The sequence below is a fragment of the Mycoplasma sp. ATU-Cv-703 genome, assembly GCA_004011965.1.
Taxonomy (GTDB): Bacteria; Bacillota_I; Bacilli_A; order Mycoplasmatales; family Metamycoplasmataceae; genus RYZV01.
Genome location: RYZV01000001.1, coordinates 551,497 through 565,438, shown reverse-complemented (window position 1 = coordinate 565,438; position 13,942 = coordinate 551,497). Strand labels below are relative to the sequence as shown.

Here is a 13,942-nt window from a genome sequence, read left to right as displayed (position 1 = left end):
TTCTTCAATTAGATTTTGTAATTATAACCGAGCCAGCTAAGCGCGAAACTATCTGAACTACTTAAGACTGTCTAAAATGTCATCAATCGATAGTTGGCTAGCTTTATCAAGATCTTCCTCAGCCTTAGCAAAGTCAGCCTCAAAACTATCTTTTTGCGATTCGCTAAAAAGTCACGAACCTTGGTGGAGACGGTTGTAATGCATGATTGAAGCATCATCTAAATGTTTGAACTTAGTGAGCGAGAAACCAGTTTGACTAGTGGTAATTTCTGCCTCTTTAAAATCAATGATTCGTTTTTCTTCCCCGCGTCTTACGTAAATTAACGTTTTGGCCAGCACGATTTTAGCGTCTAAAACTAAGTGGGGAGTTTTTTTGAGCATGAGGAAAATCGGCTTACCTTTGGTGTTACGCCCCATCGGTTCAATGCTTTTAATCCGAATTCGTTTTAAACCACCCCGACTAGAAACGAGTCCGATCACGTCGGTACCTTTACCGATCACTAAACTGGCCACCTGGTCATCTTGATTAAGCGCTACGGCACGAATTCCGCTTGAACGTGGAGAATAAATCGTTAACTGCGTTTCAGCATAACGCACAGCCCGGCCGACCTTCGTGATGATGATGACTTGGTGGTGACCGTTAGAAGGTCGGGCGTTAATTAACTCATCATCTTTTTCCAAATTAATCGCTCGGAGCGGACTGGTGTAACGGGTGACTAGAAAATCGCTGAGACGAACTCTTTTGCCTTTGCCCTGGCGGGTGACCAGAACGATGTAAGCGTGGAGATTAAAATCGTGGACAGCAATCGCATCGACGACTTTTTCGTGCGGATCGATTAGAGCAAAGTCGTTGATATGTTTTCCAAAGTCTTGCCACTTAGAGGCTTCAACTTTGTGAAGCGGCAAGAAAATGTAGCGACCCAAATTAGTAAACACAAGCAGTTTGTCAGCCGTGTTAACTTGGTGAAAGTAAACTAGCGTGTCGTTTTCTTTTAAACGATAATCAATTAACTGGTCGGCTCCGTACTCGGCGACGCCGACCCTTTTAATGTAACCTTGGCGCGTCACTCCCAGGTAAGCGTCTTCGTGTTTAACTAGCGCTTCTAAATCAACTTTGGTAGTGTCAATGTGAGCTTCAATTTGACTTTTACGTTTTTGACCAAAATGATCGCTGAGCTTGGTCAGTAAATTAATTAAATACTCATCAAACTTAGACCGGGAATTAATCAGCTCCTGTTTTTGGTGAATCAGTTTAGTTAACTCTTTTTTCTCCTCGCTCAGCAAACTCTGGTCGGTGTTTGATAAACGGTAAAGACGCAGTTCGGCAATCGCCTGAGCTTGCAGTTGGCTAAAATGATGCTTGGCGACTAGCGCTTCAATCACAGCTTGCTTGGAGCCAGACACCTCCTTAATCAACTGAATGATTTGGTCAATTATTTGGCTCGCTTTAACTAGTCCTTTAACGATTTCCAGTCGGCGCTCGTGTTTAGCCAAATCGTACTCAAGTGCGCGCAGCAGTATTTCGCGCTGGTGAACTAGGTAAGCGTCAATTAAACCGATTAGGCCGAGTTTAACCGGAGCCCGGTTAGCGATGACAACGTTGTTGTAGTGGTAATAAACTTGAAGGTCAGTTTTACTAAAAAGGTAAGCCAAAATTTTAGACGGGTCGCTCTCTTTGTTTAATTCCACCATAATCCGAATGCCATGGCGGTCGCTTTCGTCGCGCACTTCTTTAAGTCCGGCCACCTTGGTGTCAAGACGAATTTCGTCAATTTGACGAATTAGACGCGACTTGACTACCCCGTAAGGGATCTCGGTAATTTTAATGTAGGGGTGTTTGCTGTCAGGCGGGCTAATTTGGGTTTTAGCGCGCAGCGCGATTTTGCCCGAACCGCGCTCAAACGCTTCATGAATACCCGATTTCCCAAGCACAATTCCGCCGGTTGGGAAATCCGGACCTTTAATGATTTTGTTAAGTTCGCGCAAACTGAGATGAGGATTGCGGATTCGAGCGATTACCCCTTCCAAAACTTCCTTTAAATTGTGGGGAGGCATATCGGTCGCGTAACCGGCGGCAATTCCCAGCGCGCCGTTAACTAGTAAATTAGGAACTAGGGCCGGTAAAACTGTCGGTTCAATTTCCGAGTCATCAAAGTTAGGCGTAAACTTAACTGTTTCTTTGTCAATGTTACGCATCATTTCTAACGCCAAAGGACTTAAGCGCGCTTCGGTGTAACGCATGGCAGCGGGCGGGTCGTCGTCAATTGAACCTTTGTTACCGTGAATTTCAACCAGTGGGAAGTTGGTTTTTCACTCTTGCGCCATTCGAACTAGCGCGTCGTAAATGGAACTATCGCCGTGCGGGTGATACTTACCAATCACTTCCCCGACGACGCGAGCCGACTTTTTAAAAGCTTTATCGGGTGTTAGACCAAGAGTATACATCGCGTAAAGAATCCGACGTTGGACTGGTTTAAGACCGTCGCGAGCATCGGGCAACGCTCGGTCTTGGATAATGTATTTAGAGTAGCGGCCAAAGCGGTCGGACAAAATTCGGTCCAAACTCTGGTTGAGAATGTGCTCGTCGCGCGGATTAAACACGGCGTCCTTTCGACTTAGCAAAGTCGTCTTCCATCGTAAACTTGACGTGACGGTTAATTCAGTTTTTGCGCGGTTCAACTTTGTCGCCCATTAAAACCGAAACTTGGCGCTCAACTTGGGCCACGTTATCGATTTTAATTTTCACTAAAGTTCGGGTTGATGGATCCATGGTCGTTTCCCAAAGTTGGTGGGGATTCATTTCTCCTAATCCTTTGTAACGTTGAATCTCGGAGTTAGGGTGCTCATCTAAAAGCGTCGAGAGTTCTTGGTCAGTTCAAGCGTAGCGGTGAGTTTTCTGACCTTTTTCATTCCAGGCAACGCGGTAAAGCGGTGCTAAAGCGATGTAAACTCCGCCAGCCGCTACTAGTGGTCGCATGTAGCGGAAAAAGAAGGTGAGGAGCAAAGTTTGGATGTGCGCTCCGTCAGTGTCAGCGTCGGTCATAATGATCACTTTGCCGTACTGACAATCTTTGATGCTAAAGTCTTTCCCGACTCCGGCGCCAATTGTGTTAATAACAGTCGCGATTTCTTCGTTTTTTAAAACGTCCACTAAACGCGCTTTTTCAGAGTTAATCACTTTACCTCGCAAAGGTAAGATAGCTTGGTGACGGTGGTCGCGCGCCGACTTGGCACTGCCACCAGCCGAATCACCCTCAACCAAAAAAAGTTCGCGTTCAAGCGGGTTTTTCGATTGGGCAGGGGTTAGTTTGCCCGAAATGATCCGCGTTTGCTGGAGCGTCTTCTTGGCACTGCGAGCTTCGTCGCGAGCTTTACGAGCTGCTTTACGAGCTCGCGAAGCGACGAGTGATTTTTGAATAATTTTGTGAGCCAATTCTTTTTGTTCTTGGAGTCAAAAAGCAAGTTTATTGTTAATCACGCTTTCCACGGCGCCTTTGGCGGCCGGCGTTCGCAATGATTCTTTGGTTTGGCCGACAAACTCAAGCATCTTTTCCGGAACGCGAAGCGAAATTACCGCCGTCAATCCCTCACGAATATCGCTCCCGTCCAAGTTAGATTCCTTGGCTTTGATCAGGTTTTGCTGACGAGCGTACTCGTTAATCACTTTGGTTCAAGCGACTTTAAAACCTTGCTCGTGCGTTCCGCCACCAGTTGTTTTAATGTTGTTGACAAACGAAACGATTGTCTCAGCGTAATCGGCGTTGTACTGAAAGCCAATTTCTACTTCAATTCGGTCTTGACCGCCTTTAAACACAAACGCTTTAGTGAGGTTGTTTTTTGATTCGTCAATGTAGTGGACAAAATCGGCGATGCCGTGGTGTGACACTAACTCGTCTTGACGACCATCAATTTCCGAGCGAAGCTTAACCGTTAGTCCAGCAGTTAAAAAGGCTGACTCGCGCAGTTTCTCCCAAATCCGGTCGTAATCAAATTTAACCGAACGGAAAATGCTTTTATCCGGTCAAAACTGAACGCGGGTCCCCGTCTTGTGGGTCGTCTCGACTTGGTGAGTTTTTTGCTTAATGTGCGTGTTTTCAAAGGTGGTCAAGTAGTGGTGACCTTGGCGAAAAACGCTGACAATAACTTTGGTTGAAAGAGCGTTAACAACCGAAGCTCCGACGCCGTGCAAACCTCCAGCTGTGCGGTAAGCGCCTTTTTCGTCAAATTTGCCGCCGGCGTGCAATTCGCTAAAAACTAGTTCAACGCCCGATTTACCAGACGGTTTGTGAATATCAACTGGTATCCCACGACCATTATCTTCCACGATAATCGACCCGTCTTGTTTGAGAACAACTTTGATTTTGTCGGCAGATTTGGCCAGCACCTCGTCAATGCCGTTATCAATCATTTCCCAAACTAGGTGGTGCAAACCCTGGTTATCGGTCGAGCCGATGTACATTCCAGGTCGTTTCCGAACTGCCTCTAAGCCTTCAAGCGATTTGAGACTACTAGCGTCGTACTTACCCATACATTGCAATTATAACTGACTTAGAAAGTGGCGACCGAGGCTAGGAGGCCAGGATTTTCTTGGCATTAGTGCGAATGTGATCGCTAATGGCCGGACCAATTTCAGGATCTTTGAGGGCTAAATCGATGTTAGCTTTGACAAATCCTTCCATTGACCCAAGGTCGTAGCGCTGTCCCTCTAACTCAAAAGCGTAAACTTTTTCGTGGCCTTGTTGAAGTTTATCAAGGGCGTCAATAACGTTTAACTCTCCTCGCTTACTTTGCCAACCGCGTTTGAGTTCAAGCAGAATCTCCATCACTTTGGGTGTAAAAACGTAGCGGCCCATCACCGCGTAGTGACTGGGGGCTTTGTCGGGAGAAGGTTTTTCCACTGCGCCTGAAATTTGGAAAAGATTGCCTTCTCTGGATGAGTTAACTGTTGGCTTGACTACTCCGTATAAATGAACTTTTTCAGCGCTAACATTTTGAACCCCGATGATCGTTGAACCTGTTTGGTTATAAGCGTCAATTAGTTGCCCAATCGCTGGCCGTTTAGAAACAAAAAGGTCGTCGCCTAAAATGACAGCAAAAGGTTCATCGCGCAATAGATCGTAAGCAACCGAAATAGCGTGACCGATGCCGAGTTGTTTATTTTGGATCGCGATAGACACTTTAACGAGCTGATTAGTTTCAACGACTTTTTTGAGCAAAGTCACTTTACCCTTTTCGCGTAGCTCGGATTCAAGTGGATCGTTAAGCGTGAAATATTTAATGATGTCTAACTTGCGAGGTGAAATGACTAAAATTACTTCCTCAATTCCAGCAGAAGCGGCTTCTTGAGCTAGGTAATGAATAATTGGTTTATTGAGCACTGGAACTAATTCTTTGTGAATCGTTTTCGTAAGAGGTAAAAAGCGGGTCCCTCATCCGGCAGCGAGGATAACAGCCTTCTTAACCGGTTTAAAAGTTTTTTTCACGACTATCCTTTCCCTTGATAAGCAAGGCCATTATAGCAACAAAAAAACCCGACGCTAGGTCGGGCTTGGCGCGTTGATATGGTGCGAATGAATGGAATCGAACCATCGACCTCACGATTATCAGTCGTGTGCTCTGACCGTCTGAGCTACATCCGCAAGTAACGTGCTTTTAACGTTTGGAGAACTGGCGAGCACGCCGTGCACTGCGTAAACCAGGTTTTTTTCGCTCTTTACGACGTGGATCACGAGTTACCATTTTGGCTTTTTTCAGCGGAGTACGGTAGTCGGGCGAAACTTCCAAAAGAGCACGGGCAATGCCAAGACGAATAGCCCCAGCTTGACCCGCTAGTCCCCCTCCGCTCACATTAACTTTAATATCAAATTGGTTTTCAGTGTTAGTTAGGGTAAAAGGTTGCAAAGTGTCTTTGATTAGAAGCGGCGACTTTAAGTATTCTTCAACTGGTTTTTGGTTAATAGTAAACTTACCCTGACCAAGTATCAGCAAGACACGAGCAGTTGAAGATTTGCGGCGACCAAGACCACGGTAATTTGTTTTTGCTTCCATTATTTAACCTCAATTTGCTGGGGATTTTGAGCCCAGTGTTTATGTTGTTCGTCGGGGTAGACGTAAAGATTAAGTCGTTGTTTACGACCAAGTTTAGTGTGGGGCAGCATCCCGTGAACTGCTTTTTCAACTAAACGAATCGGATGACGTGCCCTTAAATCACGAGCGTTAATTGTCTTTAGTCCGCCGGGATAGCCCGAGTGGCGGTAATAAAGTTTTTTGATTTCTTTTTCGGGACTAAGGCCAACCTTAGCTGCGTTAATAACAATGATGCAATCACCCATATCAACGTGAGGAGTAAAGTCAACTTTGTGTTTGCCTCGCAAGTAACTGGCTACGAAAGTAGCTAGGCGTCCAAGCGTTTGATCTTGGGCGTCAATTAAATACCACTTGCGGTGGACTTCTTTGGGTTTAGCAATCGTTGTCTGGCGCATAAATCAACTTTCTTCCCCAAAATAGGGAGGTTTAATGCCATGTAATTATATTACATTTTATAAAATGTCAATGTACTTTTAAAATTAATCGAACAAATCAGTTTGGAAGCCAGGTAGGGCGTAAAAAACCCTATAAAACAAATACTTGAAAGTAGGCTAGTTCATTTTCCCGTTGATAAATTAGGATGGAAGATGCCGTCACAAACTCAACTATGTTTTAACAAGGATTGCCGGTTCAGCGTAAACTTCAATAATACTTTCGTTTCTCTTTATAAACTCTGCTTCATTCAATTTTTTGCCGTGTAAATTCAAAATTATTCCTAACTCGAGAGCAGGCAAATTTTCTTCCTTTATGTCAAATAAATTTTGCTTTCTAACTCTGAGCGCGTATCTTCAATCTTTTTTCAGTATATTCTTTTCGTTTTTCAAATTGTAATGGAATTTTTTAGAGGTAAAATACTTGCCACGGTTATATCTTAGATTACATTCCTTTTCGTATTTACCAGACTTGGAATTTTTGTATGGAACTAGTTTTTTCATAACTTGTTCTGGTGTTTTAACTTGATGCTCACCTCGAGCATCTTTAAATGTATGAGAAGCAAAATTTGGGTCATATTGGACTAAACCAATCTCTGCGTTAGAAATTGAATATTCTTCTCCTAAAGACGGTATCGGATTAGCATAGTTGCTAGAACTTAAAACGATTTGATCAACGTTTTCTAAGTCAAGGTCTAAGTAAAGCGGTTTTTTGTCAGTGATTTTTATGGTCGTATGTAAAGTTAGTAACTTTTGAAAAAATGGTCCTGTTGCTCCGATTATATGCCCAAAAGACGATGACTGCGAAGAAGGAGTTTGTCTCTCGGCATAACCAATAATAAAGGCCTTGGTTTCCAAAACACTGTACCCAGAATGTATCAAATACGCAGCAATTCTAGAAACTCTTGGCGCAGCAAATGATGTCCCCGCGACAGTATCGCCCGACACTGTGGATTTGCCATTATGAACTATTAAGGGACTTGAATCGTAGTTTCTGGGACCTCCGAAATGCGAAATTTCTGGTTTTCAAAAATGCAAAATCGCTCCGTACGAAGAATAATCTGCCCTCCTTGGCTTGCCCCTGGAATTGATTTCTACAGATCCGACGGTAAGAGCATTTAAAGAATCGCCTGGGGCGGCCAAAGATTTTTCATGTAATTCTTGACCCTCGTTGCCAGAAGCAATTACAAACAAACAATCATATTTTTGGGAAAGACGATCTAGTAAAATGCCAAGGTACGAAATTGTGGGTGTCCAGGGTTCTTTTGGAACACCGAACGACAAATTTCATACCTTTATTTCGGGGTTATCTTTGACTATTTGTTCTAAAACAGATTTTAAATCATCGAAATTTATTGTGGCTGCGTCGCTTTTTGGTGAGTCTTTACTCAAAACTTCAAAATGTTTAATTATAAAATTGCCCAGGTAGTCCTTAGTAGTTTTATTCAATTCATCATGAGCAATAATTAAACTTGCAACCATATTACCGTGTTCTGAATCACTGATTGCATCCTTATTGTTAACTCGTTTCTCATTTTTGAGTATGTAACTTTTAAAATTGCCCCCAAGGGTATTTGCGCTGTCTATTACCCCAACAATCGGTAAATCTTTGACTGCTTTGACTCGCTCTTTCAATTCAAAACCTATTTCTTTTGTCAAATGCTGTGGCATTCTGATGCTAAATAAACCCACTTGACCAACCGAGCTTATAATCCAAGGACACTTCTCATTTATTGTTGCATACTCATCGGGCAACAAATAAGCCGTTAAAAGAGTTTCATCAACCTTTTTCTTAACCCCAATAGAGAGCAAAAATTCATTCATATCTTCATACATCTTGTAAAACTTTACTAACTCTAGACCTAATACCTTGTCCTTACATTTAATTTTCTGAAAATGTGATATAAAAGACAATTTTCTTATCAACTTTCGTTGTTCTGTGTCTAGTAATGCAAAATCACTTTCGATATTAATTTTTCTACCTTTAATACTTTCTAACGAAGATTTAAATGTCGCTAATTCATCGGCAGAAATTTTATAAGTTAGAGTTGTTTTGTACTCTTTGACATCTTTTTTCAGAATCTCAACCTTAATATCTTTCTGTGGTACATGGTTAACGCTCAAAATGTTTTTTCTAAAATCTATTCTTGATGTTTTCGGAGGTATGTTTTCGTATTGATAAACTACCTGGAAATACACGCCCTGCTGGTCTTGATCATAAGGACTCTCTTCCAAAAATTGTCTTACAACTTTATTAAAAGTTATGAACCTCTCATCAAAAACGGTAGAAATAGGTCGAGGCGGATTTTTGTACACTTCAAACTTGTCGTTATTTAATCTATAGTTACCCATTTAAAACTCTCTCGATGTCAATTTCTTTTCTTCTTGTTAATGAAATTTCAAGTTTTTCGCTAAATTTTTTTCTGAAGTTTAAAAGGAAATTGGCCCATCTATATTTTGTAGAACTGGTTATTAGATCCAACCTGTACTTTGACATAAACGAGGTAATGTCTGAAAATGTGAAACAATCATCCGCAAGGTTGGTTTTTAGCAAGTTTAATTCCTGAGTAGTAATTGTAAAATCAAGCTCTTTGGCTAGTATTTTGATAACTTGATCTAAACCAATTGTCCTAGATTGCACCGCGATATTAAATCTTCTTAATATTGCTTCATCAACATTTTTCTGAACATTAGTCGCGGCAATAAAAATTACGTTTGAATTCAGTGAATCAAGAAACTTTATAAAGGTACCCACTATTCTAAAATGTTCCCCCATATCGTTTGTTGAATCTCTGGAAGTTACAATTGAATCTAGTTCATCTAAAAAAACAATCGTCTTTTCCTTAAAAGAGTTTAATTCATAAGCTAAGCTCATTAGATTAATTTGGGTTTGCCCCATTTTGGGGGAAACTAAATTTGTAAAATCAATATCTCTATATTTGCAGTTACGATTCAATTCAATTATCTTTTTGACTAAGGATGTTTTTCCAGTCCCAGTTTTACCGTAAACAATAATTTTTAATCCTTTAAATTCTTTAATGAAATCTTCATTGTTGATAGCATAGTTTATTTTTCCCAACTCATTTTTGTAGTATTGCGAAACTCAATCCTTGCTCCTAAACTTGGTAGCGTAGACCTCAAGGTGCTTGGAAGCGTAATACTCTTCAAACTTTTTTATTTGCTCCGCGTCAAAACTATTCTTCAGCACTTCTTTCAGATAGTTAAATTGGTAGTTATCCAATTTTTTAATTATCCCCAGCATAGTCTTGCTGACGCCGTTTCTTAGTTGGCCTTTCACGTTAGTTTCCACATCGCACCCTTTTTTTTATAAAATCTGTTTTTTTACAAATTTTCAGTTTTTTATAAAAATTAACCCGATTATATATGAAAAAAGGGGGTCGGTTTTCCCATGTTAGCGTTTTTAACAAAAATTCAATTATTAAATTAATCGTGTCTTACTTTTTAATTTTTTTAGAGTCCGGCGCCAAATTCTTCTCAATGAATTCTTGAATATTTTCTACCCCATCCACATCAACCTGGGTTGTTTTGGCTAAATCATCATCAGTCAAAGTAGTGCGCTGCTGCTCAAGCAAATCGCTCTCATGATCAACATAATCGTTTAAATCATGTTTAAGTTTAGCGGCAATTTCCCTTTCAAGACGAGCACGCTCTTTAGCTTGCTCTAACTCATCAGCCGAACTTAAAGGTTCTGGTTCAATTGGCTTAAAAGGCTTTTTTTTCTGTTTGTCAAACATAAAGTTTCCTTGTCTCAATTATACTTTAAAGACTAACAGGCACTTCACTGGTACTTGACTTAATTAAGTAAAGCACGCTTTCAAAAGCGTTCAGTCGCTTTGGACAGGCTGAGTAGTTTCGGTGTGAATAACTCGAAAACACGACTGTGCCATGTTTTCTGCGGTTCCATGGCCTCACTCTTTTACGCTCACGACTGATGTTAACTAGCACGATGAAACGACCCCTGTTACTGCGTCCACGAAACACAATTAGTCCGTTACTTTGGTAAGCAATCTTAAGAGATACAATCGTTTGGTTTTTAAGGTAGGCGTTGAAACTACGGAAAAAGTGCCAAACCGATTTTTTATCTTGAAACTGCTTTTTAACGCTCACAACTTCTTTGCTCGGATAAACATAACCAATTCGCGGAGCAGTTTTGCTAAAACCGCTAAATTCGCTTTCATCCCAAGTCATTAAACCGTGAGCGTGAACAGCGTGGTGAGCATAGCGCAGTTGACGCAATGTTTCGGCTTCTTTTTCCTTTTCCTTAGTTAACCAAGTGCGCGGAAATTCAACGTGTTTAACTAATTTTAAGTCTTGGGAGTTAAGGGCAAAGTGGTTAGGTTGAGCCATTTCGTCACCCTGGTAAATTAGACTTGATCCGGCGTGAAGTAAGAGCAAAAAAAGCAAACTCTTACCCGCCTCGCTATGGTAAGCGTAATCACTTGCTCAGCGACTAATGATTCTGCCTGCCAAATGCGAACTAAGCGCGTGGAGACCGCGGCGGTGATCTATGTAGCTCCGAGCTAATTTAACATACTGATGAGGTGTGAATTTAACTTTGGGCGCTTTGGTTTTAACCGCGTGATCTTTGCCTAGCAAAGAAAAATCGTAAGTCCCTAAGTAATCGAAAAGCGGATCGTGAGACGGATTTTGAGTTCGGATTTGCTCAGGACTGAGCATGTGAGCCATGCCAATTCACAAAAATTGATCGCTCACCATTTTAACAATCGTGTAAATTCGTTTTAAAACCGCTTTAGTCTGTTCGCCCATTACAGCGGTTTTCTTAAAATCAAAAAGTTGTTCAAAGTCGCTCACAACTAATCCGGCCAAACCGTGCTTATTCCAGTAATTAATTAACTGGGTTAAGTTGCTAAGAAAGTTTTCACGCTGCTGATTTAAAACTACGTCGGTAGTTAAGTCGCCAAGCAAATACTGCTCCCGGGTTGGCAGTTGGCCGTGGCGAGCAAGTTGGTCTTGCTCCTTGACAGTTCTCTCCGAAGTAGGACGACAAAAAATGTGGCGCGGATCAATTCCGGCCAAAGAAATTTCTAGCAAAACCTTGATGCCTTTATCTTGAAAAAGACGGATTAGTTTGCCTAACTGACCAATCGTTCCCACTTCGGGTTTTAAACTCGTGAAAGTTTGTTTCGACAAAGGCAAGTCTTTTCAAACGCCTCGCAAAACCAAAGCGTCAATGCCGAGCATGGAAAAGTAACCAACTTGGCGGGCCAAGCCGATTAGATCTCCGTAGCCATCTTGATTACCATCCTTAAAAGTGCGCGGATCAAGGATGTAAAAAGTTTGCTTACTCAAGGACTTAAGCGTTTTCATGCTCCATCGGTGTTACTTTGCTTGTTTTAAGGTTTTGATGAATGTACCAAAAACCTGACACATAAGCCAGCAGCAGAGAAACTAAAAGTGTTGCGTTAATCATTCAAAGTTGTCAGCTAGCTTTGATAAATTCAAACTGGTTGCCAGATCCTCAGTTTAAAATAGGCGCGACAAAAACGACCACTAAAATTCCAACTGATTGTAAGACAGTCTTCATTTTTCCGAGCATGTTAGCGGCCACTTGTCCGCGACGGTGAGCTTTCAAAATTCGTGTGCCGTCCACACAAATGTCGCGCATCACCACTAGAATCGGCACAAAGAAAGGGGTTACCTTGAGCAAAGCCAAGAAAATTAAACTGACTACCACAACTAACTTATCGGCAATTGGGTCAAACACTTTGCCAAAAGTGGTCACTTCTTGGCGACGGCGGGCAATTCAACCATCGAGTCAATCGGTGATCATCGCTAAAGCAAAGACTCCTCCGGCCGAATACATGTAAGTCATTTGTAATTGGTAAGTCGCTTTTTCGCTGGGCAAGCTTAAGGCCAGACTGAAAAGGACAATTAAAGGCAAAACTAAAATTAAACGAAAAACAGTTAACTTGTTAGGTAGATTCACGGTAGACTCCTTCGATTTCACGCTGAGCTTGGTAGTAAAAAGGGTGATTTTGACGAGCGTTAATTCCTTGCTCAGCAGCCGAGCGGAAAAGTTTTAATTCATCCCGGTTATTTTTAGTTCAGTTGTTGGAATTGGATCGGCGCAGTTTTTCAAACGCTTGAACCATATCCTGGTTAGCTTCCGACTCGGACATAATTTGAAACTCTTGTTTTTCGCTTAACAGTTCAAGAGCAGTTCGAGCTCGGTGACGAATTTCGCTCATTCTAATTTTACCGATTGAAGGGACAAACTGGTCCAGCAATTTTTGGTTGTGTCAGTCAACGATTTCCACTCAAATACCAACCAGTTGGCGAGCATGTTCCTTTAATGCCTCGTGTTTTTCGGTCTCTTTCTTAACGACGTAATTTTTCCGCTTATCTTTCAAAGCACTTATTAACAGAAAAACCACCACAGTTCCGAGCAAACTTCCCAGTACAATTCAAGCTCACATTTCTGAGTCTCCTTGGTTGTCCCATTAATCTTACCAAATAAAAATAACCCGGATGGGTTATTTGGACACCAAGTAAGCCGCGTTCTGTTCCTTACAAGAAGGCTCAATCATTTATCTATGCGCGTTTGTTGAACATCGCATTCCCTGAGCAAGTTCATTTTCCGCTCGGGGACTCCTCTACCTTAATTTGAGTTTCTAGCTCGTGGAGTTTACCGCGTTTCACTCTAACTTAATAGATTCGTCTCTGTGGCACTAGTCGTCTGGGCTCAAACTTATTGGGTTTGACACGAACACTACTGCCATCGCAGGCAGTGCTAGCGCGGACTTTCCTCTACCACCTTGATCAGAACTGACTCAAAGAGTCTTGCGCTGGCATCAGTTATTCGTTATGTAGATGCAACTGTTGTATTTAAACCAAACTAATAGGAGAATAGGATGACTTTAAAGGTTCGAGTTGCTATTTGTAGACTACACTGTAAGACAAATAACTTAGCCAGACGTCTTATACGTCCTGACCAGCGGCAGCGATTGAGTTGGTGCCAACCAAATTATACCGCATTTAGGTGCTAAAAACACTTATCGGTCGCGGTTAAACCGACTATTTACCGAGTTCTTTTTCAAGTTTAGAAAGTCTTTTGTGAAGAACTTGGTTGGTGCTGTTTTTGTAAAGAAAATCAAGCTGCTCTTTCAGGTTGGCGTTTTCAATTTTAAGTTTGTCAAGTTGCTCATCCTTATCGTTGACTAAGGCCACTTTTTCGCTAACTATATCCTGAAGCGTAGCAATGTGCTGGTCATAAAGTTGGTAATCCTTGATGACTAAGTCTAAAAACCCGTCCACTTCGCCAGCGTTATAACCCGAAAGTTCGACGGCAAACTTTTTTTTCAAAATAGTTTCGTGTTTAAGATTCAGCAGCGGACGCGTGATTACTTTAGCCATGGTTTCTAAATTATAAGACAACTTTTCGG

General features: G+C 41.8%; 12 protein-coding genes, 1 tRNA gene and 1 other RNA gene. All 14 read right to left on the bottom strand.

Features of this window, described 5'->3' with window-relative positions; genetic code table 4:
- Positions 1-57: 57 nt before the first annotated feature.
- The gene (gene parC, locus CSE00_RS02670; RefSeq protein ID WP_161565549.1) at positions 58-2,601 is read right to left on the bottom strand and encodes a DNA topoisomerase IV subunit A; all 2,544 of its coding nucleotides are present in this window, start codon (positions 2,599-2,601) and stop codon (positions 58-60) included.
- Positions 2,594-4,528, bottom strand: a complete 1,935-nt coding sequence (parE, locus tag CSE00_RS02665) for a DNA topoisomerase IV subunit B (RefSeq protein ID WP_127943039.1) — start codon at positions 4,526-4,528, stop codon at positions 2,594-2,596. Before parE ends, parC begins: the two co-directional genes overlap by 8 nt.
- A 40-nt stretch (positions 4,529-4,568) precedes the next feature.
- Positions 4,569-5,483: a UTP--glucose-1-phosphate uridylyltransferase gene (locus CSE00_RS02660; protein WP_127943038.1), complete on the bottom strand. Its 915-nt coding sequence runs from the start codon at positions 5,481-5,483 to the stop codon at positions 4,569-4,571.
- Between the two features lie 79 nt (positions 5,484-5,562).
- Positions 5,563-5,639 (bottom strand) — tRNA-Ile (locus CSE00_RS02655).
- 13 nt (positions 5,640-5,652) lie between these two features.
- Positions 5,653-6,048, bottom strand: a complete 396-nt coding sequence (rpsI, locus tag CSE00_RS02650) for a 30S ribosomal protein S9 (RefSeq protein ID WP_127943037.1) — start codon at positions 6,046-6,048, stop codon at positions 5,653-5,655.
- Positions 6,048-6,482 (bottom strand): 50S ribosomal protein L13, encoded by a 435-nt coding sequence (rplM, locus tag CSE00_RS02645; protein WP_127943036.1) that lies wholly within the window; start codon positions 6,480-6,482, stop codon positions 6,048-6,050. The genes rpsI and rplM overlap by 1 nt, the downstream gene beginning before the upstream one ends.
- 210 nt (positions 6,483-6,692) lie before the next feature.
- Positions 6,693-8,870, bottom strand: a complete 2,178-nt coding sequence (locus CSE00_RS02640; protein WP_127943035.1) for a S8 family peptidase — start codon at positions 8,868-8,870, stop codon at positions 6,693-6,695.
- Positions 8,863-9,816, bottom strand: a complete 954-nt coding sequence (locus CSE00_RS02635; protein ID WP_161565548.1) for an ATP-binding protein — start codon at positions 9,814-9,816, stop codon at positions 8,863-8,865. Before CSE00_RS02635 ends, CSE00_RS02640 begins: the two co-directional genes overlap by 8 nt.
- Before the next feature lie 157 nt (positions 9,817-9,973).
- Positions 9,974-10,273, bottom strand: coding sequence for a hypothetical protein (locus CSE00_RS02630; protein ID WP_127943033.1), 300 nt, complete (start codon positions 10,271-10,273; stop codon positions 9,974-9,976).
- 25 nt (positions 10,274-10,298) lie between these two features.
- The gene (locus CSE00_RS02625) at positions 10,299-11,867 is read right to left on the bottom strand and encodes an alpha-amylase family glycosyl hydrolase (RefSeq protein ID WP_127943032.1); all 1,569 of its coding nucleotides are present in this window, start codon (positions 11,865-11,867) and stop codon (positions 10,299-10,301) included.
- Complete coding sequence (pgsA, locus tag CSE00_RS02620; protein WP_127943031.1) at positions 11,854-12,486, bottom strand: CDP-diacylglycerol--glycerol-3-phosphate 3-phosphatidyltransferase; 633 nt, start codon at positions 12,484-12,486, stop codon at positions 11,854-11,856. The genes CSE00_RS02625 and pgsA overlap by 14 nt, the downstream gene beginning before the upstream one ends.
- A complete protein-coding gene (locus CSE00_RS02615; RefSeq protein ID WP_127943030.1) occupies positions 12,473-12,976 on the bottom strand; it encodes an MHJ_0274 family protein in 504 nt (167 codons plus the stop codon). Before CSE00_RS02615 ends, pgsA begins: the two co-directional genes overlap by 14 nt.
- A 68-nt stretch (positions 12,977-13,044) precedes the next feature.
- Positions 13,045-13,352: RNase P RNA component class B (rnpB, locus tag CSE00_RS02610), an RNA gene on the bottom strand.
- A 222-nt stretch (positions 13,353-13,574) separates the two neighbouring features.
- Positions 13,575-13,913, bottom strand: coding sequence for a DivIVA domain-containing protein (locus tag CSE00_RS02605; RefSeq protein WP_127943029.1), 339 nt, complete (start codon positions 13,911-13,913; stop codon positions 13,575-13,577).
- Between the last annotated feature and the right edge of the window lie 29 nt (positions 13,914-13,942).